29 protein-coding genes and 1 pseudogene are annotated in these 22801 nt (G+C 46.0%); 3 read left to right on the top strand and 27 right to left on the bottom strand.

Annotation, left to right across the window (positions count from 1 at the left end):
• Positions 1 to 63: 63 nt before the first annotated feature.
• The 20 genes and pseudogenes from SNR28_RS22200 to SNR28_RS22105 all read right to left on the bottom strand — a co-directional run bounded on the left by SNR28_RS22200 (position 64) and on the right by SNR28_RS22105 (position 13413).
• Positions 64 to 609, bottom strand: coding sequence for a hypothetical protein (locus tag SNR28_RS22200; protein WP_375750956.1), 546 nt, complete (start codon positions 607 to 609; stop codon positions 64 to 66).
• Between the two features lie 694 nt (positions 610 to 1303).
• Positions 1304 to 1976, bottom strand: a pseudogene (locus tag SNR28_RS22195) (phage tail protein); the annotation flags it as partial.
• 2 nt (positions 1977 to 1978) lie between these two features.
• Positions 1979 to 2635 carry a phage tail protein gene (locus tag SNR28_RS22190; RefSeq protein WP_375750955.1) on the bottom strand — a complete coding sequence of 219 codons (657 nt, stop codon included), beginning with the start codon at positions 2633 to 2635 and terminating at the stop codon, positions 1979 to 1981.
• Entirely contained in the window at positions 2635 to 3831 is a 1197-nt protein-coding gene (locus SNR28_RS22185) for a baseplate J/gp47 family protein (protein WP_375750954.1), read from the bottom strand. Before SNR28_RS22185 ends, SNR28_RS22190 begins: the two co-directional genes overlap by 1 nt.
• Positions 3828 to 4151: a DUF2590 family protein gene (locus SNR28_RS22180; RefSeq protein WP_375750952.1), complete on the bottom strand. Its 324-nt coding sequence runs from the start codon at positions 4149 to 4151 to the stop codon at positions 3828 to 3830. Before SNR28_RS22180 ends, SNR28_RS22185 begins: the two co-directional genes overlap by 4 nt.
• Positions 4141 to 5967: a phage tail tape measure protein gene (locus SNR28_RS22175; RefSeq protein ID WP_375750951.1), complete on the bottom strand. Its 1827-nt coding sequence runs from the start codon at positions 5965 to 5967 to the stop codon at positions 4141 to 4143. The genes SNR28_RS22180 and SNR28_RS22175 overlap by 11 nt, the downstream gene beginning before the upstream one ends.
• Positions 5967 to 6101: a DUF6890 family protein gene (locus tag SNR28_RS22170; RefSeq protein ID WP_375754144.1), complete on the bottom strand. Its 135-nt coding sequence runs from the start codon at positions 6099 to 6101 to the stop codon at positions 5967 to 5969. Before SNR28_RS22170 ends, SNR28_RS22175 begins: the two co-directional genes overlap by 1 nt.
• Before the next feature lie 50 nt (positions 6102 to 6151).
• Positions 6152 to 6415 carry a putative phage tail assembly chaperone gene (locus SNR28_RS22165; RefSeq protein WP_375750950.1) on the bottom strand — a complete coding sequence of 88 codons (264 nt, stop codon included), beginning with the start codon at positions 6413 to 6415 and terminating at the stop codon, positions 6152 to 6154.
• Positions 6412 to 6651 carry a hypothetical protein gene (locus SNR28_RS22160; RefSeq protein ID WP_375750949.1) on the bottom strand — a complete coding sequence of 80 codons (240 nt, stop codon included), beginning with the start codon at positions 6649 to 6651 and terminating at the stop codon, positions 6412 to 6414. Before SNR28_RS22160 ends, SNR28_RS22165 begins: the two co-directional genes overlap by 4 nt.
• Positions 6652 to 6653: 2 nt before the next feature.
• Entirely contained in the window at positions 6654 to 6884 is a 231-nt protein-coding gene (locus SNR28_RS22155; protein WP_375750948.1) for a hypothetical protein, read from the bottom strand.
• 2 nt (positions 6885 to 6886) lie between these two features.
• Positions 6887 to 7294 carry a D-Ala-D-Ala carboxypeptidase family metallohydrolase gene (locus SNR28_RS22150; protein ID WP_375750947.1) on the bottom strand — a complete coding sequence of 136 codons (408 nt, stop codon included), beginning with the start codon at positions 7292 to 7294 and terminating at the stop codon, positions 6887 to 6889.
• Positions 7291 to 7509: a TraR/DksA C4-type zinc finger protein gene (locus tag SNR28_RS22145; protein WP_375750946.1), complete on the bottom strand. Its 219-nt coding sequence runs from the start codon at positions 7507 to 7509 to the stop codon at positions 7291 to 7293. Before SNR28_RS22145 ends, SNR28_RS22150 begins: the two co-directional genes overlap by 4 nt.
• Before the next feature lie 3 nt (positions 7510 to 7512).
• Positions 7513 to 7965, bottom strand: coding sequence for a phage protein (locus tag SNR28_RS22140; protein ID WP_375750945.1), 453 nt, complete (start codon positions 7963 to 7965; stop codon positions 7513 to 7515).
• A gap of 3 nt (positions 7966 to 7968) precedes the next feature.
• Positions 7969 to 9102, bottom strand: a complete 1134-nt coding sequence (locus SNR28_RS22135) for a DUF2586 domain-containing protein (RefSeq protein WP_375750944.1) — start codon at positions 9100 to 9102, stop codon at positions 7969 to 7971.
• 1 nt (position 9103) lies between these two features.
• The gene (locus SNR28_RS22130) at positions 9104 to 9763 is read right to left on the bottom strand and encodes a phage virion morphogenesis protein (protein ID WP_375750943.1); all 660 of its coding nucleotides are present in this window, start codon (positions 9761 to 9763) and stop codon (positions 9104 to 9106) included.
• Positions 9760 to 10242: a phage tail protein gene (locus SNR28_RS22125; protein ID WP_375750942.1), complete on the bottom strand. Its 483-nt coding sequence runs from the start codon at positions 10240 to 10242 to the stop codon at positions 9760 to 9762. Before SNR28_RS22125 ends, SNR28_RS22130 begins: the two co-directional genes overlap by 4 nt.
• Entirely contained in the window at positions 10239 to 10703 is a 465-nt protein-coding gene (locus SNR28_RS22120; RefSeq protein ID WP_375750941.1) for a head completion/stabilization protein, read from the bottom strand. Before SNR28_RS22120 ends, SNR28_RS22125 begins: the two co-directional genes overlap by 4 nt.
• A 105-nt stretch (positions 10704 to 10808) precedes the next feature.
• The gene (gene gpM / locus SNR28_RS22115; RefSeq protein WP_375750939.1) at positions 10809 to 11522 is read right to left on the bottom strand and encodes a phage terminase small subunit; all 714 of its coding nucleotides are present in this window, start codon (positions 11520 to 11522) and stop codon (positions 10809 to 10811) included.
• A 10-nt stretch (positions 11523 to 11532) separates the two neighbouring features.
• On the bottom strand, positions 11533 to 12534 hold the full coding sequence (locus SNR28_RS22110; RefSeq protein ID WP_375750937.1) for a phage major capsid protein, P2 family: 1002 nt from the start codon (positions 12532 to 12534) through the stop codon (positions 11533 to 11535).
• The gene (locus tag SNR28_RS22105) at positions 12535 to 13413 is read right to left on the bottom strand and encodes a GPO family capsid scaffolding protein (RefSeq protein ID WP_375750936.1); all 879 of its coding nucleotides are present in this window, start codon (positions 13411 to 13413) and stop codon (positions 12535 to 12537) included.
• Positions 13414 to 13589: 176 nt separating this feature from the next.
• On the opposite strand from SNR28_RS22105, the gene SNR28_RS22100 reads away from it, so the two are divergent.
• Together SNR28_RS22100 and SNR28_RS22095 are read left to right on the top strand one after the other, a co-directional pair.
• Positions 13590 to 15350, top strand: a complete 1761-nt coding sequence (locus SNR28_RS22100; RefSeq protein WP_375750934.1) for a terminase large subunit domain-containing protein — start codon at positions 13590 to 13592, stop codon at positions 15348 to 15350.
• A complete protein-coding gene (locus tag SNR28_RS22095; protein ID WP_375754143.1) occupies positions 15347 to 16381 on the top strand; it encodes a phage portal protein in 1035 nt (344 codons plus the stop codon). Before SNR28_RS22100 ends, SNR28_RS22095 begins: the two co-directional genes overlap by 4 nt.
• 3 nt (positions 16382 to 16384) lie before the next feature.
• On the opposite strand, the gene SNR28_RS22090 is transcribed toward SNR28_RS22095, so the two are convergent.
• Positions 16385 to 16555, bottom strand: coding sequence for a hypothetical protein (locus SNR28_RS22090; RefSeq protein WP_375750933.1), 171 nt, complete (start codon positions 16553 to 16555; stop codon positions 16385 to 16387).
• A gap of 83 nt (positions 16556 to 16638) precedes the next feature.
• On the bottom strand, positions 16639 to 16869 hold the full coding sequence (locus tag SNR28_RS22085) for a hypothetical protein (protein WP_375750932.1): 231 nt from the start codon (positions 16867 to 16869) through the stop codon (positions 16639 to 16641).
• A gap of 102 nt (positions 16870 to 16971) precedes the next feature.
• Here SNR28_RS22085 and SNR28_RS22080 point away from each other — a divergent pair, with 102 nt between their 5' ends.
• On the top strand, positions 16972 to 17223 hold the full coding sequence (locus tag SNR28_RS22080) for an ogr/Delta-like zinc finger family protein (protein WP_375750931.1): 252 nt from the start codon (positions 16972 to 16974) through the stop codon (positions 17221 to 17223).
• Here SNR28_RS22080 and SNR28_RS22075 read toward each other — a convergent pair.
• The 5 genes from SNR28_RS22075 to SNR28_RS22055 all read right to left on the bottom strand — a co-directional run bounded on the left by SNR28_RS22075 (position 17220) and on the right by SNR28_RS22055 (position 22799).
• Positions 17220 to 17441 (bottom strand): hypothetical protein, encoded by a 222-nt coding sequence (locus SNR28_RS22075; RefSeq protein ID WP_375750929.1) that lies wholly within the window; start codon positions 17439 to 17441, stop codon positions 17220 to 17222. The two genes, SNR28_RS22080 and SNR28_RS22075, sit on opposite strands and share 4 nt — an antisense overlap.
• 377 nt (positions 17442 to 17818) lie before the next feature.
• A complete protein-coding gene (locus SNR28_RS22070) occupies positions 17819 to 18406 on the bottom strand; it encodes a peptidoglycan-binding domain-containing protein (RefSeq protein WP_375750928.1) in 588 nt (195 codons plus the stop codon).
• A gap of 55 nt (positions 18407 to 18461) precedes the next feature.
• Positions 18462 to 19868, bottom strand: coding sequence for a choice-of-anchor L domain-containing protein (locus tag SNR28_RS22065; protein WP_375750927.1), 1407 nt, complete (start codon positions 19866 to 19868; stop codon positions 18462 to 18464).
• A gap of 260 nt (positions 19869 to 20128) precedes the next feature.
• A complete protein-coding gene (locus SNR28_RS22060) occupies positions 20129 to 20329 on the bottom strand; it encodes an ogr/Delta-like zinc finger family protein (protein WP_375750926.1) in 201 nt (66 codons plus the stop codon).
• 13 nt (positions 20330 to 20342) lie between these two features.
• Positions 20343 to 22799, bottom strand: coding sequence for a replication endonuclease (locus SNR28_RS22055; RefSeq protein WP_375750925.1), 2457 nt, complete (start codon positions 22797 to 22799; stop codon positions 20343 to 20345).
• Between the last annotated feature and the right edge of the window lie 2 nt (positions 22800 to 22801).

Genomic DNA, 22801 nt, shown 5'->3' with positions numbered 1-22801 from the left:
AGCACTGGTTTGAATGGCTTGCGCAGAAGCAGGCCATGTGAGTGGGGATTGCGTCCAGCTCATTTAAACCACCGGAGGGCTAGGCCAAGGGTTATCAGCTTTGATTTTGGTTACCAGTTCATTAATACGGTCATAGTAAACCTGAAGTTCTTCAGCAGTAGCACCGTTTCGTTCTAACCGTCTCGCTTTGTTTTCTAGCGGGTCAGTTTGAGTTCGATAAAGGCTTTCACGGGTAACATCGACCTGAGCATATTCAGCAATGTATTGGTTACTTAGGTTTGTTAGCCATTGCTCTCCGTCCCACTCATCGTATTGGGTGGCTGGCTCCAACAGTGTGTACTTAGAAGAAACCAGTGAATTATCTTCGAATACCTTTGGTGTTCTGTCTTGTTTCAGATAGGCCGTTACCTCAACGGGCAATGATTTAGCCAACCAACTATCATCCTCAGATTGATACTCACAGAACTGTGTTTTCTCATCAAACTCAGGTAATGCTGTGAACGTACAAAAAGCAGGTTTAATGTAGTCACCGTATACTGTGTCTTTGTGAAGTAAGCTCTTTCCTGCAAAGGCTTTAGTCTCATGATTAAAGTGATAAACCGTTTTCATTAGATAAACCCTCTGAAGATTTTCATGCAAAGATTGCCAGTCTTAGGTTTGGTTTCGTCGCCCGCATCAACCATAGCCTGATAGGCTGAGTTCCCATATAAGGTAATGTGCGAAGACTCATCCACGGTATTTCTCCCCATATGAGCTTCGTTAGAAGCAAGAGCACCAGCACCTGATGTCGTTGAAGCGGACCTTAATGGGTTCAGCTTCAGGTCATGGTAGTGTTGCTTTATTGAATCTTCCTGAGTTTCGCCAATCAAAACACCAGCGGGATTACCACGAGTAAAATGCCCTAAGTGATGATTTGGAAGAGTGAAAGTTGTTGCGCCATCACCATCGCCAAACTTCATGGCATAAGCCATTGGGTCAGCATCTTTCAATGCTTGAGATACAATTTTTCCACCAAGTAGAGCATGTTGCCAAAGACGTGAATCTGTTTCGCGTGAAAGCGCGCCACCTTTAAGATCAACCCAACCTGGTATGTTTTGCTCGATGTGAAACTCACCTTTAAAGCCCGTTATGGACTTAAACAACTTATCAATGGGCGAATCGATACGCTCATCCGTCACACTACCATCCGCATTCACCGTGGCGACTTTTGCAACACAATGCTGCTTACCATCAAGCTCATAATCGATAAGCCCCGCATCAACAACTTGAATATTGATGTAATTCTTCCATGCAGAAACTGACGAACCATCTCGATACACATCGATGTAGATATTCATTGGGCCAGCGGGAATGGTTAGAAGCGTTTCCTCTGCCAACACTGCACGAAGGCCACCCACATAAGCGATACCCGGACTTACTTTGTATTTGGTGGGGTCAGCCTGCTGAGTAACATCAAAGCCTTCAATAAATGCTGTATGGCCATAGTTATCCAGGCAGGCCAGTCGGTGGTCTTCATCCATACCGATTAATCTGGCTTGATAATCAATTTGCCAGGTGCCTGCATCTACATTGATACCCACAAGTTCAGCCGCGCCTAGATACTCTTGCAGAAGTGACTTGGTTACGGCAGAGCCTTTCTCCTTTGTCTCGTTGGCTTTGTGAACCACCATGCCGCAGGAATTGGGTATATTTTTGTCTCGCAGGTAGATAGCGTTGAAAGTGAAGGCATCGACTGAGCCAGCAATGACTACCGAGTAGGCAAGCGCGTTATCACCCACCTTTCCGACTTGATCAATATTTTGCTGGTAAACCCACGTTGCAACATCAGGTAAACCCTGAGTTCTGTCGATTGGCTGGCTTGGGTCTAGGTCTGGAATATAGGCAAAAATCATTTCATTCATGTCTGGCGCTTTGCCGACACTGATTTGATTTTGCATATACTTCTCAAACTCGGATGGAATAGCCGTTTGAGTCATGTTTAGTTACTCCCTAAGCTGGCAACAAATACCTGCTGCGCATGTTCAATTCTGTGTGGGACAAACTCGATGGTCATTTCCAGCTTGTCGGAGGCATGGTAGATAGCGAACGAGTGAGAAAACTCGCCACCCGCGACATAAACAGCTGCCGGATACGTCACCTGAAAGCGGTACCGCCTGCACGTTCTGCCGTACTGCTCGATCAGAGTCTGAATGAGCTTGCTGTTCTGCGAGATATCGTTGTCGGTCAGCTCAATGGTGCAGATATCCCACTGGACGGCATCTTCCCGCTCTTTGAAAGCAACAATACCAATCCCTAGGCGCTCGAATATGGCTTTAAATCCGGCAACACTGCCGGAGTCTTTTGCATTGATGGCAGCGAACTTCACCCGCTTACGAAACAGCGCTAACGGTTCACCGTTAAAACGGGTAATGTCTCTGTCCCATGCCAGTAAATTCAGTAGCGACTCGGTGCAGGTCAGTGCGTCCATTTGCTTTAACGGAAACTGTAACCAGCCCCAAATGAGCCTGAAAAAAGCAAACACTCCACTGGATAAGTAGTAAGGCTCTTTGATTTCTTCTGATGTGGTTATGCCATCCTGCCACCATGGTGTCGGAGCTTGTTCTAGCTTGGAGGCTTTATCCTCAATATCAGACATTACGCCTCCCGAACCGTAAGGCTACTCAGTCGAGGCTGCTCTAGCCCACTGATGATGTCTTCCTGAACCTTTCCGCCTACGGTGAGCTTTACCGATTTAACCGTATCCATGTTGTTGTGAATTTCACCCGCCATCAGTGAAAGACTAAAGCGGCTTTCTGGCTTCGCTCGGGTCATTTCGTCAAAGGCTTCGGACTCACGGAAGGCAGCGCGAATGCGGTTTTCTACTTCTGATTTAGCCGCGGACTTTTGCTCTTCGGTCAAATTGGCAATCAGAACAACATCGGCAATCACATCCTGATTGCTGTCTGGAATCACCTTGCAGGTCAGCACATCTCCATGGCCATGATTACCATCATCGTTAATATGCTTGTTTAGCGTATCGAGCATGGCCTGTGGGGTTGGTCCCACCTCCATCACGATATAAGCATTAGCGGTTGCAGGCGTGATATGTCCGGTGTTTTCAAAATAAATGTTATCGCTACGAACACCCGCCACACTGGAAATAATAGCGCGGTAGGCATCATCAATGTGCCAGTTACCCGAACTGGTAAAAGCGTTCTGCAGTCTGAGTGCTAACTCTTCATCTGTTTCTTCATTAGCACCAGAGCGGGTAATCCAGTCCGGTTCGTTTTCTGCTGCGATAATGCCTGGTATCTCTTCGGGCAGAATATTGAAGTAACCGGCAGAGAGGTTGTAAGCCGCGCCTGCTTCTATGGCTTCAACCCGTACTTGGCCTGTCGCTTTTCCAGCTTCAAGGATGGTTTCTTCTAATACCTGAACCTGATACACCACACCATCAATCGGCAGAGTTTGAACAATAGAACCGGCTGAAACCGTCACCACATCATCAGCATTGGCCTTCGTCATGGTGATGTTGCCCTGGGTCTTCACTGCCTGCTTGATATCAACATTCAGTTCCCACGCTTTTAGCTCCAATGCCCAACGCTCTGCGGTACCGACAAACATGCTTGGCATGACGTGCCCGGCCAAAAGAATGCGGATAAGCCAGATAGCCGGAGTAATCACCGCGGCACGAACCCAGCGCCAGAACGGAGACATCTCTGAATCGTTAGACAACTCGCTACCCGCACCGGATACTTCCTGCTTCAGCTTGGTTTCCATCGCCTCTTCGGTAACCGGCACACCCGACTGAGATAAGATCGCGATAAAATCTGCTTTAGGTCTGCTACTCATGTCGTCACCTTCACTTCACCAAACTTATATGCCGTAGCCGTCAGGGTAATGTTGCCCGCTTCCAGCTCAGTCGCCGTTGCGGTTCCCGGTATAATGCGAATATCTTTTTCAGCCACCTGTTCTATCTGTACCAGCACATCGTCTCTTAATGCCGGATTACGTTCGGCAACCAGTTCACGGGCAAGGCCGGATTCCATGATGGCGTGTTTGATATCTTGCGCGATGCTATAGAGGTCATCACACAGCGCGGCTTGCTGTCCTGCGTCGATATCCCAGCCACCATCTACCACCTTAATGTCGATGTACTCTTTATCCGGCATTGAGTTCTTCCCATTCGGCTAACTGATCAGGTGTAAAGCCCTGTTCAGTCGTGATATAGACATCACCAAACTGGCGAACGGAACCACCCTGACTTCGATTGGACGTCGTTAGATTGTTTATGACCGCTGGCGATGGCTGAGCGATGTTTTGAGATTGCATATGTGGTAGAAGAGATTGGCCGTCGCTGCCAGATGCTGAGGTCATCGCCTGCTGGCTAAGCTCTTCAATACTTGGAACTTGTTTTTGAACTCGCTCTGCTTCAACAGCGGCACCCACTTCCGGTGTCGCTACCTGAGCGTCGAGTTCAATATCAACGCCTGGTATCTTATTCAGAAGGTTCACGATGCCATGAATCGCGCCAGCGATAACATCAAACCAGGATGTATCACCAAAGGCAGCGGTTAGGTCATCCCACCAGTAGATAACCGCAGCCACAGCGCCCACCAGAGCAAGAATACCCGCAACTATCCACGTAATCGGGTTAGCCCAAAGGGCTGCGTTAAATAACCAGGCTTGAGCAGTGGCTAAAATGACATTGATACGCAGTAACTTAAGCACGCCATTTAGTGTGCCCATTGTTACCGCCCAGCCCGCAGACATCATTTGTCCAATGCCCAAGGCTAAAGAGAGGCTTGCAACCACGCCACCAAGGGACAGGGCACCAATCGCTACCCAGCTTAGAATCTCACCCAGTAATGGGAACTCATCAATCCAGCCAGTCACGACCATAATACCATCGGCCATTGCGCCAACCACTGAGTTGATAGCAGGTAAGATGATACCGAAAGCAGCCGCGCGAACCGCGAACCATGAAGATTCAAGGCGTTCCCATTGGTCGGTCATGGCGGATGCCATCTGCTCGGCTTTGCTCATACCGTTGACAGCACCAAGCTGCTCAATGCTTTGGGCTAATCCATCGGTATCAGCCATCATCAGCTTAATCAGTGCGGTGGCTTCTTTGGTACCAAAAGCTTTTTCAAGCTCGGCAGATTCAGCCACATCTAGCGTGTCACCATACTGACCTTTGAGCTTGTCCAGAATATCCAGCATCGGCAGCATTTGCCCCTGGCTATCGGTAAAACTCATACCAAGCTTATCTTGTGCTTTCGCAACACCACTAAGGAAAGCTCGGTATTTTGTGCCTGCTTCACTGCCACTCATGGTGGCCTGCAACGTACCCAGTACCGCCATTTGCTCATTCATAGAGATACCAGCACTCGTTGCTTCCGCGCCAATACTGGTAAAGGCACTGCTCATCTCATTACCTGTGGTTTTGAACATTTGTACTGCGTTGGCTGTCATGCCTGCAACCTGTTCTACCCATTCACCTTTGCCCATTTCATTGGCTTGGTTTTTAAAGATGCCGTACATGGTGCCCATGTACGCTGTAATGGTTCCGGTATCCGATTTGGTCGCAGCAGCCAGAACGCCAGAGGCTTTGGTAAACTGTGAAAGCTCAGCGCCAGATAAACCAGCGATGGCCGACTGAATATCATAGGAAGCCGCCACAAACTCTGTGGCTGATTTGCCGTATTCCGAGGAAAACTCTAGAGCGGTAGCCTGAAGGGTTTGCAATGCTTCTTCATGCACACCTAACGACTTCACTTCACCCAGTTTTCTGTCCATCTCAATCGCTGGCATCAGAGCACTTTGCACGGCCATACCAGAAGCCACCAAACCCGCTGCACCAGTAGCCATGTTCTGAACGCCTTTGCGTCCCATATCCATGGCACCTTGCATCTCTTTGGTGATCCCGCGAAGTGGCTTGGTGACCTGATCAACCAAACCAATCTGCATGAGTAGCTTCTCGTTCATTACTTTTTAAACAGTTTTCCGATTGCGCTTCTGATTGAGACTTCCTCTCTCTCGCAGATATGTTTATCCAGCCAGAGAGCCCGAGCTAGGTTTTGCGCGTCATCTTCTTCATTCGGTAGATAATGACGGCGCAGGGCCAGAGCTTGTTCCAGAGGGTTTTCCTCTATGCGCTCTGCCCGCTGTTTTAGTTTTTTATCGTGACCGTAATGCCGCCTTTCGATGCAGTAGTCACTTCTGCAAACACTTCAGACGTTAAGCCTGGTACTGAGTTAAGCAGATCAACCAGTTCGTCTTTCTGGTCTGGGTTTACCGTTCGAGTCAGATAGGTGTGCATTGGCGCCACTTTGTTATTGGGCATCATCTCGTTCAAGTAGTTGTTGTGGTCAGTTACAGTTGGAGTGAACTCGAAATCTTTCTCACCAATCGTCACTTCTACTTTCTTGCTCATGCGGCATCTCTCTTATTCAGGGTTTCGTATATCCGGTTGAAGCCAGTTTCAATCTGACGTTCCAGACGAATTGCCAAGTCTTTCAGTTCTTCTTTCGTCGCGTGATGCTTGGCAACATAGGTTTTGTATTCAGATACCTCTTTCGAAAGCCGAAAGAGATATCCAATCAGTAAGCTGAGTAACAAGGTCAGGAACGAAGCCAGACCAATCAGTGCATTTACCCAGTTTGCATCCATAGTCACTCCCTTTGCTCAATCTCTTTCAGGCGCTTGCCACGTAGTGAATAGATAACGTCATCAACGGTTTCCTGAATAACATCGTTGGTGCTCAGGTCGCGAAGCTGCTCCAGTCCCCAGATCACGGCTCGGGACGCAAAGCGTTCCAGAATGACTTTCCAGGTGATACGGAAGAACAGACCTTTAATGATCTCTAAAAGGGTTTTGCCGATGATTCCGGTTAAAAAACTCATGATTAGTAACTCCAAATCCAAGGACGTGGGCGGCTTGGTGCGGCTTCCATATCGTCCAGATGAATGAAACGGCTTTTGCCTTTTTGCTTAACACCCACACCAGTGAAAAAATACACAGGTGCAGCGCAAATCATTGAAAGCGCTCGACTACCAGAAACAGCAATATCAACAGCCTGCCCATGACCGTGGGCACCAGGCTCATCCTTTTTCATTGCCTCAGGATGCTTGGGGCAACGGTAGCCACTGGTCACGACAAAAGGAAAATCAAGGTCGTAACGTAGGTCTTGCAGTCTATCCATGGTTTTCGGGTTTATGTTCAGGCCACTTTCAGGACCACACTCTCCGCACTTACAGGCGAACTCTTCTGGTTTGAAGTTCGGCCAGCGTTTAATAAATTCTTCTCTGGTCACAATATCCCCTTATCAACTCGTTCCTGACATTCAACGCAGTGTTTGCAGCCCGGTACGTACTCCCTTCGCTTTTGCGGAATTTCCGCACCGCAGTTAAGGCAGAACTCTTCACTCTCTTTCGTGGCCGCTTGTCTAGCCCGCTCAAGCTGGGTTGCAAGCGCCACTTCTGTGAATTGGGTTTCGATACCACTGGCATGATCTAATAAATCCGGCATCCGTTAAATTAGCCCCCGCGTATCATCGGCACTCAGGTAAGGGATACCGTTGATTTTTACGAAGTGCGGACTGGTGACAAAGCCTTTAATCTTGCGCTTAGTTTTGTCTGAGCTGCTCGGATCGATGCTCAGCAGCTCTTCCAGTGTCAGCTTCACACCGAAGACTTCTATCTTGTCTTCATCAACTCCGTTATTGGCGTAGAACATGGAATCGTGCGCTTTGACATCACGCCAACTACCAGCGTTGCGGGCTACTTGCTGCACTTTGCGGAAGTTGTTCAGGTCAAGCTCATACTCAACTTCACAGCTGACCGCACCAGGTGTATGTCCATCGGGAACCCCGCGGCTCTTGGCTACTTCCGATTCATCCGTAATGGTGGCGCTGGCACTTTCAACATGAACCATCACGCCATGAATATTCACATCGAAGTTCATTCCGCTAAATCTTGCACTCATGGATTAAGCTCCTACTTCTGTGTTTAACATGATGCCAACGGTGATACTTACCGGGCATTCGTATGGGCGAACAACAAGCATGATTTCCACATCGGTACTGTTGTGCCAGGTAATGGTGATGTCTTCATCTTTTGGTGGCTTGATATCACCTGGGAACTCGTAATCACCTATCTTGGTAATCATTGCCATCTCGCGCAGGTCTTGAGTGAAATAAAGTTTTGCTGCCGCTTCGCTCGATGGTGTTGAGTTAAACTCTCGATCAGCGATTCGGGCGATAGCACGAACACGAACCTTACGGGCGGCTTTCATAGCAACACGGATATGACGGATATCCTGATAGTCACCACCTGGTACATCTAACGTGCGTCCAGTTGTCCAATATTGCCCCGGATAATCGGGATACCACATCGGTACCGCAAAACGGTTACTTTCCAGTGCTTTCAGCGTTGCTAGCTCTAAAGCTTTGCCCAGCTTATCGACGGCTAAATCGGTGCTACCTAACACACTGCCTGTTTTTACTCGAGCAGGAGAATCGGCAATAGAAACTTCCTGATTCGCCAAACGACCGGCATAAATACCAACGGTGGAGTTATCTAAATGAACCTGAGGAACGACAGAGATATATTCACTCGCCACCGTATTTTGGATTGCTACTGTTGTCGCTAACCAAGTAGCCCAGTCCTGACCATTTGCCGCACCTGGGTCGATACCTGGAGTAGTACAAATCATGCCAACTTCACGGCCTAACTTGTTTTTAAGCTCAGTACGCAGAGCAATCGCCGCTTCCAACAGAGTTTTATCCGTGGCAGGCCAACCAATCACATTCATTTCGAAGCTGGATGTTTCATTAGCCTTGAACACGGCGTCCTGCCAGTTGTCCGCTTCATCCAGAATCATGACGCCCGCTGTCCAGTTTTGTTTACCATTGAGCTGAGCGGCTTTAAGCATCTTAAGATGTTCGGCTTTCACTTTGCTGAACTGGTCATCATCCAGATCAGTAGTGTTATCGATCATGATGAGGTTGCGGGTTTCGCCCTCAACCACACCATGGACTAAAAATAAGAAGTGAAACTCAACACCCGGAATAGGTCCGTTCATCATGTTGAGAATTTTGATTATGACGGTAGGCCATGCCATGTTAGTTGCTCCTGATTCGCTTCATTTCCCGCTTGATAATCATTGCAACCCGTTTAGGGCTGGCTCCGATTAAGCGACGTTCTGGACGGTTAATGTCCCAACTTCGGGCTGGGGTTCTGTTTTCCAGCTCCTGAATTTTCTTTGCAGCTTCACCAACGGTCATGTTCTGCATAATGAACTTGATGGTTGGCTTCTTGCCTCGCTTCTGTCTGCCTTGTTTTGGCAGGCGATAATCTAAATCTCTGAGCTCTTTCGCTTGTTCTCTGGTCGCGGGTTCCGACTTTGATGGCTCTTTCTTTTTCTTAGCCTGGCGCTTTCGCTTAGTCAGGCCACTTTGTTCTTCTTTTCCGTGGTGGTGAGCAAATGCCACAGTTCCGCGGGCAGAAGGCCAACCAACAAACAGATCCCAGTTTTTGTTTTTATGGAAATGCTTTAGCTTTTTGGTGAAGCCTCGCATCATCTTGCGTCTGCCTTTCTGACGCTTTTTCCAAGGTGCTCCATCTGGTCCACGTTGGGCGCGGATGTTTTTGCGCGTCTGTTTGGTGTAGTACTTACCCAGCTCTTTCAATATTCGCTGTCGTGATTTCTTCGGTAGTCCCAACAACTCAAGTTGCTCTTTCGCTCTGAGAAAACTCTTATCGTTGGCATCGAACTCAATCATCGAACGCTCACATCAGTCAGATTTTCAGCCACCCAAATTTCATACTGTTCGATGCTCCAACGCTTTCCGCGCCAGTGGATATCACCATTGAGGTTCTCAACGACCTTCACTGGCTCTTCGAAATGAACATTGATGATGATTTCTGCGCTGTCTTCATCTTCAATAACCACTTCAATTTCGGGATCGTCCAGGTTGTCGTTTTCTTCACGCTCACCATCGTTATCCATCAACCAACCACCCACATTGGCGAACAGCACCGCAGGGTCGTACTTCTTGAACGGGAACCGATCAAAGTAGAACTCTGCGACATAACGCTGATTCATCATGTTCATGCCATGCCCCATATGCTTTGGGGTCAGAATGAGTTCCACATCCAGCATTTCTGCATCAAGCCCTTTAGCGATATGTTTCCCAACACACGCTGCAATATGCGCTTTAAGATCACGGAGTTTGTAACCCGCCTGATATTGCGTGCTCATAACAGGTCTACTCCTGCTCGGCCTTTGCCATACATAGCGCGAGTAATTCGCACAGCTTCAGCCAGTAACTCGCTTTTGGTTTCAAGGCTACGTTCTGCCAGATGGTCGCCTTTATCCTTCTGATGAACCGTTGAGAAGTCCGGCAGTAAATCCGCTTTCGCTCTGGCAAATACGGCGGATTCGTACTGAATCACCAAGTGGTTCTTTTCGCCAGTTTTCGGGAACACCTGTGCGTCAGCCGCTTTCGCCACCCCTTCATCCAGATACTTATCTTTCAGCTTTTCCAGCTCCAGATTGACCGACACAATGGCGTTTACTACAGCATTAGCAATGCGCTCATCATCCTGCGCGGTAGGAGTACCACGCTTGCGCTCAAAATCACCGGCATTCACATTCGGCCAAAAGCCGTCATTGGTGATGGTGGTGTCCTGATAATCGGTACCTGATGAGCCACTAAACATTGCTAATCCTCAAATAGGGCGCCTCTAACCACTGAGTCGACGGGTTCTGATTAGCTAATTAGCTGTCATACCCTCGTCAGAGGAGGCGCGACGGTGTAGGAGTCTTTAAAGGTTCTTGCCTGTTTCCAGTGCTCGAACTCGCTGTTCTGCCTTTTTGCGCATAGTGCCAACACCCGCTTTGCTGTGGAGTGCTTCAGCCTGCTCCATCAGCTCAATGGACTTTTTCAGTGCATCTACGTCACCGATAGCCGTTGGCTGCGGTTCGCGCTTGTCATTCATTAGCAGTTCTAAAGCTTCAAACTTCAGGTACTGCGCTTTAATCGCTTCGTTGATATCCCAGCCACCAAAAATGTTCTCTTTTACCTGGCTAAAGTAAGGCTCAACAAACTGACCTTTCTTGGATTGCTCCGTTGACCAAGTAAGTACTTCATCAGCACAAATGGTTTGCCAGTCTTCGCGCTTAAAGCCCGCTGGGGTTGGAATGTTCAACTCGATAGCACGGGTCAGCCAGTTGATGGCGGTTTCCATATCACCAATGTCAAACAGCCAGATAATCATCAGCGTAAAGATTGGGTTTTCGAACACTTCACCCGCTTCAAGGTAGGCTTCAACAGAAGGCTGATATTTTGGGATCAGCACTTCACGTTTATGCTTGGCCTTTTCCGCAATGGAATTGATGTTCTTCAGCGCCTTTTTGTCGTTTTCGAACTCAACCAGTTTTAGGTGCAAGCTTTCAGTGTTAGGGGCAACGGCAACCGCTTCCCCTTTTGCCTGTTGATCCAATATCTGCTGACGTTGTTTTGCTAATGGGCTATGCATGAGTTATCCCTTATGCAGGCTGGACGATAGTGACGTCTTCAATCGCTGCGAACTTGTTTAAGTTGCCGACTGCATAACCTTCCATGCGGATATGGTTACTTTCAAAGCGAAGACGATCAGTGTTGTTTTCTTGCTTACGCCACTGGGTACCTTTCTGAGTCAGAATCTGCAGGTTCTTCAGATTGGTAATCCAAATCGCATTGGCTGGGAAGAAAGGTGGAACATAGGCCTTTTTGCCAGCAATGGTCTTAGCCAGAGACTGAGCCGCTTTGTGTTCAGTTGGTGTGTCCGCAGATTCCAGCAAACGGTGTTGCTCTGATGCGACCAGATTTGAACCAATCACAATCACTAGGTCGTCATCCTGACGGTGTACTTCATGGATAGTTGTGTTAATCAAATCCTGAGCCAGAGAGTCCAGATTCTTATAAGAACCGGCAGCTGCGCCTGTTGGATCTAACTTCGCTGATGGAAGAACCTGAGCCGCGGCTTTTTCTTTGGCAATGGTCAGCCAGCCCTTGTTAACATCCTGACCAAGCGGATTCGCAACCGGGTCAGTTGGTGTGGCGATGGAAGTACCATTAAAACCAATACGCAGCATATCCAGCGCAAAGCGCTTAGCAATGGAGTCTTTCATCAAGTTTAGCCACTGGTTCTTGCTACCTGAATTAATCCACTGAGTCATCAGTTCCCAAGGGATATGAGCACCGGAATCTGTCTTTGTCAGTTCGTAGGTGTTACCACTTTGGTCAACACCAACACTAAAGCGGCCATCAGTAACACGACCCGTTGCAAGGCCATCCAGACCAACATCAACCACCTGACCTTTAATCTGATCAACTAGACCAAGGTGAATCATGTTCAGGAAACTGTGAGAGTGCTTAATCGCTTCCTGCAGTTTCGATTCCATTGGCGGCGTAATGTTAAAGTGCTTTGCGGTTGGCGCTGCACCTGCGGCTTCTGCTACAGCAGAAGAGAATTCTTCAAGGAATTGAGTTGTTACAGCATTTAGCATTTAAAACATCTCCTTGGCTGAGAATTTGTTGTCTGTACCTTCACCTTCTGGTTCCTGGTTCGGCACTTCATCGGCAAGCTTGTTGAACTTGGTTTCAAGTCCATTCAGCTTTTCTGTTACTGGCTGTAGCGCTTTGGCTAGTTCGACAGAGAACTGTTCAGCGGTGACTCCTTCGGTTTTCACTTCCGGCTCTGGTTCGACTGGCGATTGTTTCTGAGCGAACTTATTGCTGAACTCTTCATTTAGCTCAGTTTTCAGTTCACCTTTCATCACACTGAACTGTTCTTTCAGTGCTGCTGTTAGTTCTTCTTTGGTCACGTCAGTGTCCTCTGGTTCGGTGGATACTTCCGGCTGCTCGTCAGAAGTGAAGAATTTGGTGCACATAGCAAAAAAGCGATCAGAACGTGTAAAGCAATCATCCAGATTAAGTTCTTCCAGTGCGCTGCATTCCAGCTCTGTGCTTTGGTCATTACGAGAGAATTTAAGGCGCGTTGTACCAGTGGAGGCTGGGGAGTCAGTCACAGCTAGGCCAGTTAGGTAACAACGGCCTTCACCCTTGTAATCAGGATCAGGTTCGATGGATGTGAATAGCTTTTGGCTATCTGCATTTGCATTGAGTAGGTATTTGTTGGGTGTTAGCTTAGCGAATAGACGTAATTTTCCGTCTTTCTTTTCCGCTTTTAGCGCGATAACTTCGCCCCAGTTTTTCCCTTGGTATACATCCCAACGAGAACGGGAATGTTCAGGCCAAATGAGGGCGGGATACTCATCTAAAGAATACAGCTCAGCCATATCCTTAATCCAGGATGCTGTGATTTTTCTACCGTCTACCGTAGAGCCTTCAGTAGCAACAATTTTCCAGTCTGAGGTTTTGCTCATTTGTGTTATTTGCCTGTTCAAATTACGTCAAATACATCTTTGATACGGCAAACAATACGCCTTTAAATAAGTCGATTCATGCACTTAAGTTCCTGAAAATTCGGATTTAAGCGATATCCGAACCCATCCGAATTTTGGTTAGTCATTTGAGTGTTTTCGGCGCGTATGATGCGCTTATGGCATATTCAGAAGAAATCAGAGAAGCCGCGAAAAAGCTGTTTTTACGTGGGCTTACTCCTAAAGAGATTGCAACCCAACTCAAGCTAAATAGTGAGCGCATTGTTTATTCCTGGTCGGAGAAATTTGGCTGGGCGGCTTTGCTGGATGATTTATCGGTAGAGCAGATGATCACCCGCAGGCTGGCGGTGCTGATTGAAAAGGAAGAGAAAACGGATCAGCAGTTGAAGGAGATGGACAGATTAATCTCTCATCATGTAAAGCTGAAAAAGGCAGTCTCGGTTGACGGAGGATCGAAATCAACCCAATCTGATGGAGCCCATTCACATCAGCCGTCTTCATCTTCCACAGGTAGTAAAAAGAAAAGAGGCCGTAAACGCAAAAACGATATTTCAGGAATAGAAGCAGAAGACTTTCAGCGCTGGCACGATTCTTTGTTTGCATACCAACATACAATGCGTGACAACATTAAGCAGCGTATTCGTAATATCCTGAAATCTCGTCAGATTGGTGCTACCTATTACTTCAGTGGTGAAGCGCTGGAAGATGCAATTCTGACTGGTGATAACCAGATATTCCTTTCTGCTTCCCGCGCTCAGGCTGAGGTATTCCGCAGTTATATTATTGCTATCGCCAAAGCGTTCTTAGATATAGAACTGTCTGGTAACCCGATTATTCTTTCAAACGGTGCAGAGCTTCGCTTCCTTTCAACCAACAGTAAAACCGCGCAGAGTTACCACGGCCATGTGTATGTGGATGAGTACTTCTGGATCCCTAAGTTTGATGAGCTAAACAAACTTGCTTCGGCAATGGCGACTCATAAAAAGTGGCGTAAAACCTACTTTTCTACGCCATCAAGCAAGATGCATCAGGCTTACCCATTCTGGACTGGCGATAAATGGCGCGGCGAGAAAGACACTCGGAAATACATTGAGTTTCCGTCTTTCGATGAGTTTCGCGATGGTGGTAAAGAGTGCCCAGATAAGCAGTGGCGTTATGTTGTCACCATTGAAGATGCAGCCGAAGGTGGTTGTGACCTGTTTGATATCGAAGAGCTGCGCGATGAATACAGCGAAGACGATTTCAACAACTTGTTTATGTGCGTGTTTGTGGATGGCTCGCTCTCTGTCTTCAAGTTCTCTGACCTTGAAAAAGGCATGGTGGACTCCGCTCACTGGCAGGATTACAAGCCAAACAACAAGCGGCCATTCGGAGCACGTGAAGTGTGGCTGGGTTATGACCCTTCCCGAACTCGGGATAATGCCTGCTTAGTTGTGGTGGCACCGCCAGCTGTACCGGGTGAAAAGTTCAGGATTCTGGAAAAGCATTACTGGAAAGGGCTGAACTTCCAGTACCACGTTGCGGAAATAGAAAAAGTATTTAAGCGATACAACGTGACCTATATCGGAGTGGATACCACTGGCATCGGTGGTGGTGTATGGGATCTGATATCTAAGAAGCATCCACGCGAAGCCAAAGCCATTCACTACAGCAACGAGAATAAGAACCGCCTAGTGATGAAGATGATTGATGTCACCGAAGCTAAGCGGATTCAGTTCGATGCTGAACACAAAGACATTGCTATGGCATTTATGGCTATTAAGCGAGTACCGACCCAGAGCGGTAACGCCATGACATTTAAAGCAGAGCGCAGTGCAACCACAGGCCATGCCGATGCTTTCTGGGCAATATCACACGCAGTCGCGAATGAACCTTTAGACCTTCACGTACGAAAATCCACATGGACCACAGCAGCATGACCGAGAGCAAAGAAATATTAAGCAAGCAAGAAGACAACGAAAAAGAATCATCGTCAGTCTATTCCTTTGACCCGACTCCAGAGCCCGTTGATTCTAGTAGCTGGATGACCGCATACTCAGAGTTGTTTTATAACGAAATGGATGATTATTGGGAGCCCCCAATATCCCGTAATGGTTTATCCGAAATATCACGTGCCAACGCATATCACGGCTCACTGTTGATAGCGCGAGCTAATTACGTAGCAGCACGCTTTGTGACAGGTGGAGGGATGCGTTTAAGGCAGATGCAAGCCTTTTGTCGCGACTATTTTACCTTTGGGGATGGCGGATTATTAAAGATTCGTAATGGGTTCGGAAAAGTTGTACGACTGCACCCGTTGCCGGGCATGCATATGCGCAGGCGCAAAAATGGGGATTTTGTCGTACTTGAGCGAGATAATAAGCAGCGAGTTTATAAGCAAAAAGATGTGATATTTCTTCCTCAATACGACCCGGCACAACAAATTTATGGTCTGCCGGATTATCTGGGAGGTATTCAAAGTGGATTGCTGAATACCGATGCAACTTTATTTCGTCGTCGATATTACAAGAATGGTGCACATATGGGTTTTATCTTCTACGCAAATGATGAAAACCTGAGTGTGGAAGATGAGAAATATATGAAGGAAGCAATCCAAAGTTCAAAGGGTATTGGTAACTTCCGCAGTATGTTTGTGAATATTCCAGGAGGAAGCGAGAAAGGTATTCAGTTAATACCAGTTGGAGACATTGCCACGAAAGATGAGTTCGAGCGTATTAAAAATATTACCTCGCAGGACATATTGGTTTCTCACAGATTTCCGACAGGAAAAGCAGGCATTATTCCTCAGGGAACGGCCAATATGGGCGACCCGGTGAAAATAGGCAGTGAGTACGCTAAAGATGAGATTGTGCCAGTGTGTAAACTGATTGCTGATGAAATAAATAGCGATCCAGAAACCTCTGGATCGCTGAAGGTACAATTTGATTTGAATACGGGAAGCGAAGAATGATTATTATGACTGCAATCGTTCAATTACATCTTTGGCTGGCTGGTTAATAGAATAATCAGAGCCATCATCCATTACCACTTTACTCAGGTTAGGGTTTAACGGTATTACCGCGGATACCTTTGCAGGGTTAACGTAAACAGGAGTTCCAGTTCTTTCAAGTTTAATCAATTTCATAGTATAGCCTCTATCTAGCACCTGGTAATTTATACGGCCTGTATAAATTACCAGGTGCAAGACTATAATCAACTGATTGCGAATTAACGCGCTGTCATCAGTTCAACAATCATAATATATCCCTGTCTGGGCAATGGTTTTGATTCGCGAAGGTATTCATAGATTAGCCTCGGATGAACAATCCCTCGCTGTTCTCCTGCAAAAAGGTCATAAGTGACTTTAATCTTATTAAAATCAACAGCAGACTTTCGCGTATCAAAAGGAGAAAATAGCATTCGTAGATATGCGATATCATCAGGTGATGCTAACTCCATTAGTAATCCTCAAGTAATTTTTTAATGGCAGTATAAGCCTGTACAAAAATACAGCCTTTTGCAGTATTATGATCTAGTCAGTCAATCAGTTAGGTAGTGCTTATGCGAGTTATTTGTCCGGATTGTGGGGCGAAAGCCCGAATTGGGAAAACCAACCGAATCACATCGAAGGTTTCAGATCTTTACTGCTCCTGTTCAGACCCGGAATGTGGGCATAGCTTTGTGGTGAACTTGTGTTACAGCCATACCTTAAGCCCATCAGCAAAAACGACCAGTGACCTGGCCGTTAGACTGGTTAGTGCACTTTCCCCTGAAAAGCAGAAACAACTCCACGAACAACTTTCGATGCTCTAACTGAATATATCTGAACTATCTACCTCGCCAGCCATTTCGATCAAACTCCAAATGGCTTTTATTTTGTCTGAATCCAGCCTGCCTTTGTTATCTGCCATTACCAATCCGGCCAGATAAATTCCCGCCTGTGTCCTTTGTTCTTCCGTGTGGCTCTGGGCAACTCCGTCTATTATTACCTCTAACGCCTGCTGGAAAATATCTTTTTCTGTTAGTGACATAGCCAACCTCTCTGAAATCACCTGTATGAATGTACAGTATTTTTCATTGTATATACACAAGTTTTTTCAGGAGTTTGAATTTGGTCTGCTTTTCAGCAACTGAGAAATATAATCGAGTCGAATAGTAAGGAATTACACAGAGCTTATTTCGGGCTCACCATCCCTCCACACCAAAATACCATACTGTAAGTTCGCGATTCTGAGAGCACATTTTTTCGGTAGGTTGATTGGAACACAGCCCTTGTGGAAACTGAATCAAGGGCTGTTTTTGATTGCGGATATAGAGAGCATTTTAGATCGTTTTTGTGCGTATTTAAGAGACTAGCGATCTTGCTCGGTGTTTTACTGTAATGCCTTATATATGTATTGATGCTAAGTTACTTCTTGCGAGATTTTAGGAATAATGTAGATAGGGTAACCTGATCAGGTACACCCGTAACTCTTAGACCTGCTTTTTTCTGATACTCGGAAAATGCACTAGCATCTCTATCCTCAAAGGAGTCATCTATCTCATAAGAAATGAAACCAAGCTTTTTTAAACGTTGTTTAGCATTAATTAGAGTGCTCTGATAATAGTATGAGTGATGATCATTGAAATCGATTCTCACTAAACTATCTGCTTGTTTCAATCGAACCGGAAACAGCGTTTTAATAAGCATATTGGTTGCAGTAAGGAATGGCATTTCTTTGTTAGTCTTACATTGATGTTTTATTAGAGATAACATCAACTCGGTGCTTTGCCACGGGGCTATGTCATAGTTATCAACTTGAGATTGGTTGTATCCAGAGATATAACCTTCTAACCAACCTCCATAAACGTAATAATCATTAGTTTTACTGTCCATTACTCGTACAAAGTCTTCACAACTTTTACGACCAGCCCCTTTTACCGCAAACTTGCTGTTAACGTCTGCAGCGTTACAAGTCAATGAAAGTAAAACTAGTACTAGCCCAATGAACCTCATATATATTCCTCCATGGAAACAACCCCGCTATATCGCGGGGTTGGCTATATAAAACTTACTTCCGCTTATGCAATAAAGATAATACCGTAAACATCAAAAAAGCAAAGAAAAGTGGTGGTTCTGGGATGTCTGTTGGGTCGCTTACAAATGTAGTGATTGGTGATTGTGTAATAAACGTTCCCGGCTGATCAAAAGAAACACCGGTTACGAATGCTGTCGCATCTGTTGGATCGAGCATCAGTGAAACGTCAATATCTTCAAGGGTAAACTCGCTCACAGGCACGGTGAACAAATATGTCTCCCCGGCAGCTAATGCGATAGTTATGTCCGATATGCCATCATTGTAAGTCAACATATAACCATTCGGATCAGGAACAGAGGCAAGAGAAGGAGCTGTGACACTCGCAAATAGTCCATCGGTGGAATAGAAGTATCCTGTCGCTATGTCTGGGTCAAACCAAATAGTTTCTCCGATATTAATAATCTCGGGTAACTCAAATACGAACTCACCTTCATCATTCGTTGGGTTATTTGCATCTGGCAAAATAGGTGTAAACTCAGATTCACCACTTTCTACATCAAAATTACCAAAACTACTTAAAAATATAGTTGTATCAACAGCTGAATCCGAAGCATCTGCAAGTAAAAACTCCAAGGTGTTTCCTGTACTACCAGGCAGCACGGGAACATCAAACCTCAACAAAGGTATGTTGTTAGGAGCTAACAATCCGTCCAGTTCTGTCCCTGGTATAGGAAGGAAATCGGGATGATCAATATTAATTGGCAGTAAAGGATCATCTGGGCCAGCGCCGCTTAATTGTGCTCCCGCCACGTTGACACCATTGATGTACAGTCCGAAACCGTCAGTAACATTACCTCCAACATATTCAGGGAACTCCTCAGAACCAAAGGCAGCAATAAATGAGAGAGTATCTACATCATCACTCACGTCAAATGTAAATCCGAGCTCGATAGGGTCAAAGTGAGTAGATTGTCCGGTTAGTTCAGATAATCGATCATTTTGAGCTTCGCTCGCAATAGTGCCAAACTCGCTAGTGATGTCATCGGAAGTATTAGGACCATCTTCGTAATTTTGCACATTACCGGTACTAAAAACTATACCGCCTTCACTTGGTAGTCCATATGTTCCTGAAGCGTTAGTAAAAATACCGGACTGTGATGGAGGGGCGGGATCTCCGCTATCTAGAGAAAATGCACTGAAGACATCGGTTGGGAACTCTCCGTCTCCTGGGAACTCACCATCTCCCGGAAACTCGCCATCAAAGGGTAAACCATAGTCAATATAGCTCCCAGTAACTGTTATTCCTGAATTTGGTATTACCAGTGCGTCTACTAGCTCATCTGGGTCAGTATTTGTAGTAATTTGAATGGCTTGTGCTGAGGTAAAGAACATTAAACCAACAATTATACTACCAACCCTTGTAACTATGTGGGGTTTCATACATATCTCCATATACTTGTGTTTTTCGTCCAATGCATTTGGATGCATAATTTAGACCATAAGCTAAGTGTTTGAAATGCCTCTATATATGTATGTGAACTGTAAAATTTTTTGACAACTGTATAAGGGGCTAAGACTCAATTTTAAGTGAAATAACCTTAAATAAATTATTGATTTTCATTTTTTAATTGCTCATTTTTTGAGGCGAAGAACGATATATTAAGGTGTAAAAGCTACTGACACTGATGAAAACGGCTAGTTTAAACATTCAGCATCCAATGGAAGGGTTCATCCAAGGTGTAACCCAAATAAATTATCTTGTTCACAATTGTCAACGTAGTACAAACAAGACCACAACTTAGGTTGAGGTACTGGCAATACACTTCACAGGTCTCTTTACTCAAGGGGTTAGGTGTCGCAATCCGGGCTTTGCTTTCGCACTTAGGGCAGGTAATCAACATCTTTATCTACTCCTTAAAACAGACTTAAATCTGGTTGTAGATATTCATCTTCATCAGTTGCAGGAACTGGGGCAGCTACATTGTCTAAACCCAGCCAACTGAGGTCTGTAATCTCTTCATTTCGGTAAACTATCTGGTCTGGTCGGCGCTGGCCGTCCCCAAACAGCACTTTCACGCTCTTGGTGTTCTCATTTGTCTGTTCAACTACCACCCATCTACCTTCTCTGAGTTGCTGTTCGAACTCATCTGGGTGGTCATATTCCAGAATTAGCCTTCGAATCTCATGTTCAACGAGTGGATCTAATTCTCTTTTAACCTTATTGGTAACCTGTTCTGGAGGGTGCTCCGTACAGTTATTGACAGAACTCCGAGAGGAGCCAGAGGCTCCAAATTCGGTCGCTTCGCTCCCATTGGCAGTACCTTCGGCTTCATCAATCACTTTCGACTTCGGCTTAATCGTCCAAATTCTGGTGCGGGTTTTATACTTCTCTCCGAATGCTTCAAAGCCTTCGATTTTCTTAACGTCTTCCCCGTGAGGGCTGGCGAAAGGCAGTGTTTCGTATGCATTGCGAATAAGCAGGTCTGTACGTTTAACAAACGGGCCTCCTTGTCCCATGATGTAATCTTGCCAGTTACCGTTGTCAGCAGCCTGCATTGCTTTCACCACATTGGCATTGTTAGATTCAATGCTTGGTTGGTATCGTTCACCAAGGCGTTTAAACAGCTCACTGTTATCAAGCTTGTGATCAGGAATAGCTGGGCCAACGAGGTCTTCTGTAAGATCACGATAGATTTGGAGTATCTGATTGCGGTGAAGCATGGTCAGGTAATTAAGGAAAGACGCCTTATCCAGATTGGCGTAACGACGTAACTCCCGGTAAGTAGTCACCGGTGCACCTCCGAAGAACTGAAACTGTCGGATGTTCCAACGGCTCTTCCATGCTGTTACATGTTTAGCCATTTCCTGTACTGGTTTGCCTGTTTCGTCGGATACATCATCATCCATCGCATAACCATCAATGTTTTTAGAAATGTATTTAGCGATATAGCCGGTAGCTGTCCCTTTTTCTGGATCGATAAGCCCAACATCACAGCGTGGTGTGTGGTCGAACTTACCTTGCTTGTCAATTAGCTCTTGTTTCTCTTCGCGAGTCGCGTAATCAATAAAAATTTCGCTGATAGCGTCAACATCTTCTGGTTGTACCCAGATTAGAAGGTGCCAGTGTGGGGTTCCGTCATGATGCGGTTCTGCCACACGAACACCAAACCAGCGCAATCCTTTATTGCTAAGCTTTGAGCGGATAAGTTGCCAAACGTGGTTTAGGTAGCGTTGCGTGTCTGCAGGGCTGGCTCCGTTCCAGTGAGGGATAAAGCCGCCTTTCTTATAACTGTTGTGGTACTTGGATGGAGCAGTCAGTGTCAGGAACAGGCCTTGTAAATCCATTGCATTGCCAATGTCTTCACAGCCTCGAGTTCGAACCATTAGCTCATGACGACGAATAACCGGGTTAGCCTGGCTCTTCAGAACCATGCCCTGAAGCTCTATTTCTTCTTCTGTCAGTTCTTCCCAAAGAGACTGATTCTTGATGAACTCCCAGTTCTTCTTTTGTTGGTCCTGATGTTCACGAACACAATCCCACGAGCAGTATGCTGAAGCTTTTGAAGATACCTGACCCATTGCAATAGCTAAGTGTTCACGCATTAGCTTTCTGGCTCGTTTTAACTTGGTGAGAAACCATTTCTCGTCGCGCATTTTGGAGATGGCCTGAAACACTTTTTCTTCTGTTACTTTTCTAGGGTCGACAGGTGGAGCGAAACCAAAGCTCTTTACTAGATCTACGGTTCGTCTGAACACCATTAAACTAGCGATGTATGAGCCTGAATCTGTTTCACAGTTAATATCTGTCGTCAGCTCGTCTTGCAGTTTTACGACCAGGCTGGATAGTTTGAATGCCATATCAGTAAGCTCATCAACCTCAAGCTCTGCCAATATTCTTGCTTTGGCTGGTTTAGCTTTTTCTTCGATACGTTCAAAATCGAACTTAATTTGCTGGTTCGACTGAAAATCACTTTGTTCTGAGTTGTGTTCACAGAGCAAAGCAATTTTGTGGGTATTGGGAAGGTGACTGTATTTGCGCAATACCAGTTGAGCCCGTTTCTTCGCTGGCGCCATTTTTTCCCGGAGATACTTGTTTGCTTCGCTGCGACCTTTTTTCTTGAATATGTCTTTATAACGTTTCGCAAAGTACTTAGTTAGATAGATCGGTAAATCTTGAAAGTACTTGTTCTTAGTTCGCCATTGATGGTCTTGTGGGTTGAGTTGGTATAAGTCTCTTTCAATAAAATTTTGGTCATCAGGCTCAATATCTATTGGCTGATAGTTATGGGGAATGCAAGCAAGCGCCCCATCTAAAGGTGATAAGGGCGCTAGGTGTTTTTCTATTTCTTTTGGCTCTGATAAGTAATGCATTT

Source organism: Vibrio iocasae (assembly GCF_042245395.1).
Lineage (GTDB): Bacteria > Pseudomonadota > Gammaproteobacteria > Enterobacterales > Vibrionaceae > Vibrio > Vibrio iocasae.
This window is presented reverse-complemented; position numbering and strand designations above follow the sequence as displayed.

Bases quoted from the DNA above. Each gene is read 5' to 3' on its own strand.
- SNR28_RS22145 (WP_375750946.1), bottom strand. From the start codon at position 7,509: ATGCCGGATTTATTAGATCATGCCAGTGGTATCGAAACCCAATTCACA.
- SNR28_RS22130 (WP_375750943.1), bottom strand. From the start codon at position 9,763: ATGATTGAGTTCGATGCCAACGATAAGAGTTTTCTCAGAGCGAAAGAG.
- SNR28_RS22100 (WP_375750934.1), top strand. From the start codon at position 13,590: ATGGCATATTCAGAAGAAATCAGAGAAGCCGCGAAAAAGCTGTTTTTA.
- SNR28_RS22065 (WP_375750927.1), bottom strand. From the start codon at position 19,868: ATGAAACCCCACATAGTTACAAGGGTTGGTAGTATAATTGTTGGTTTA.
- SNR28_RS22160 (WP_375750949.1), bottom strand. From the start codon at position 6,651: ATGGATGCAAACTGGGTAAATGCACTGATTGGTCTGGCTTCGTTCCTG.
- SNR28_RS22080 (WP_375750931.1), top strand. From the start codon at position 16,972: ATGCGAGTTATTTGTCCGGATTGTGGGGCGAAAGCCCGAATTGGGAAA.
- SNR28_RS22180 (WP_375750952.1), bottom strand. From the start codon at position 4,151: ATGCCGGATAAAGAGTACATCGACATTAAGGTGGTAGATGGTGGCTGG.
- SNR28_RS22125 (WP_375750942.1), bottom strand. From the start codon at position 10,242: ATGAGCACGCAATATCAGGCGGGTTACAAACTCCGTGATCTTAAAGCG.
- SNR28_RS22135 (WP_375750944.1), bottom strand. From the start codon at position 9,102: ATGGCATGGCCTACCGTCATAATCAAAATTCTCAACATGATGAACGGA.
- SNR28_RS22090 (WP_375750933.1), bottom strand. From the start codon at position 16,555: ATGAAATTGATTAAACTTGAAAGAACTGGAACTCCTGTTTACGTTAAC.
- SNR28_RS22070 (WP_375750928.1), bottom strand. From the start codon at position 18,406: ATGAGGTTCATTGGGCTAGTACTAGTTTTACTTTCATTGACTTGTAAC.
- SNR28_RS22120 (WP_375750941.1), bottom strand. From the start codon at position 10,703: ATGTTTAGTGGCTCATCAGGTACCGATTATCAGGACACCACCATCACC.
- SNR28_RS22105 (WP_375750936.1), bottom strand. From the start codon at position 13,413: ATGAGCAAAACCTCAGACTGGAAAATTGTTGCTACTGAAGGCTCTACG.
- SNR28_RS22165 (WP_375750950.1), bottom strand. From the start codon at position 6,415: ATGAGCAAGAAAGTAGAAGTGACGATTGGTGAGAAAGATTTCGAGTTC.
- SNR28_RS22110 (WP_375750937.1), bottom strand. From the start codon at position 12,534: ATGCTAAATGCTGTAACAACTCAATTCCTTGAAGAATTCTCTTCTGCT.
- SNR28_RS22095 (WP_375754143.1), top strand. From the start codon at position 15,347: ATGACCGAGAGCAAAGAAATATTAAGCAAGCAAGAAGACAACGAAAAA.
- SNR28_RS22075 (WP_375750929.1), bottom strand. From the start codon at position 17,441: ATGTCACTAACAGAAAAAGATATTTTCCAGCAGGCGTTAGAGGTAATA.
- gpM (WP_375750939.1), bottom strand. From the start codon at position 11,522: ATGCATAGCCCATTAGCAAAACAACGTCAGCAGATATTGGATCAACAG.
- SNR28_RS22190 (WP_375750955.1), bottom strand. From the start codon at position 2,635: ATGTCTGATATTGAGGATAAAGCCTCCAAGCTAGAACAAGCTCCGACA.
- SNR28_RS22175 (WP_375750951.1), bottom strand. From the start codon at position 5,967: ATGAACGAGAAGCTACTCATGCAGATTGGTTTGGTTGATCAGGTCACC.
- SNR28_RS22185 (WP_375750954.1), bottom strand. From the start codon at position 3,831: ATGAGTAGCAGACCTAAAGCAGATTTTATCGCGATCTTATCTCAGTCG.
- SNR28_RS22060 (WP_375750926.1), bottom strand. From the start codon at position 20,329: ATGTTGATTACCTGCCCTAAGTGCGAAAGCAAAGCCCGGATTGCGACA.
- SNR28_RS22055 (WP_375750925.1), bottom strand. From the start codon at position 22,799: ATGCATTACTTATCAGAGCCAAAAGAAATAGAAAAACACCTAGCGCCC.
- SNR28_RS22085 (WP_375750932.1), bottom strand. From the start codon at position 16,869: ATGGAGTTAGCATCACCTGATGATATCGCATATCTACGAATGCTATTT.
- SNR28_RS22140 (WP_375750945.1), bottom strand. From the start codon at position 7,965: ATGAGTGCAAGATTTAGCGGAATGAACTTCGATGTGAATATTCATGGC.
- SNR28_RS22155 (WP_375750948.1), bottom strand. From the start codon at position 6,884: ATGAGTTTTTTAACCGGAATCATCGGCAAAACCCTTTTAGAGATCATT.
- SNR28_RS22200 (WP_375750956.1), bottom strand. From the start codon at position 609: ATGAAAACGGTTTATCACTTTAATCATGAGACTAAAGCCTTTGCAGGA.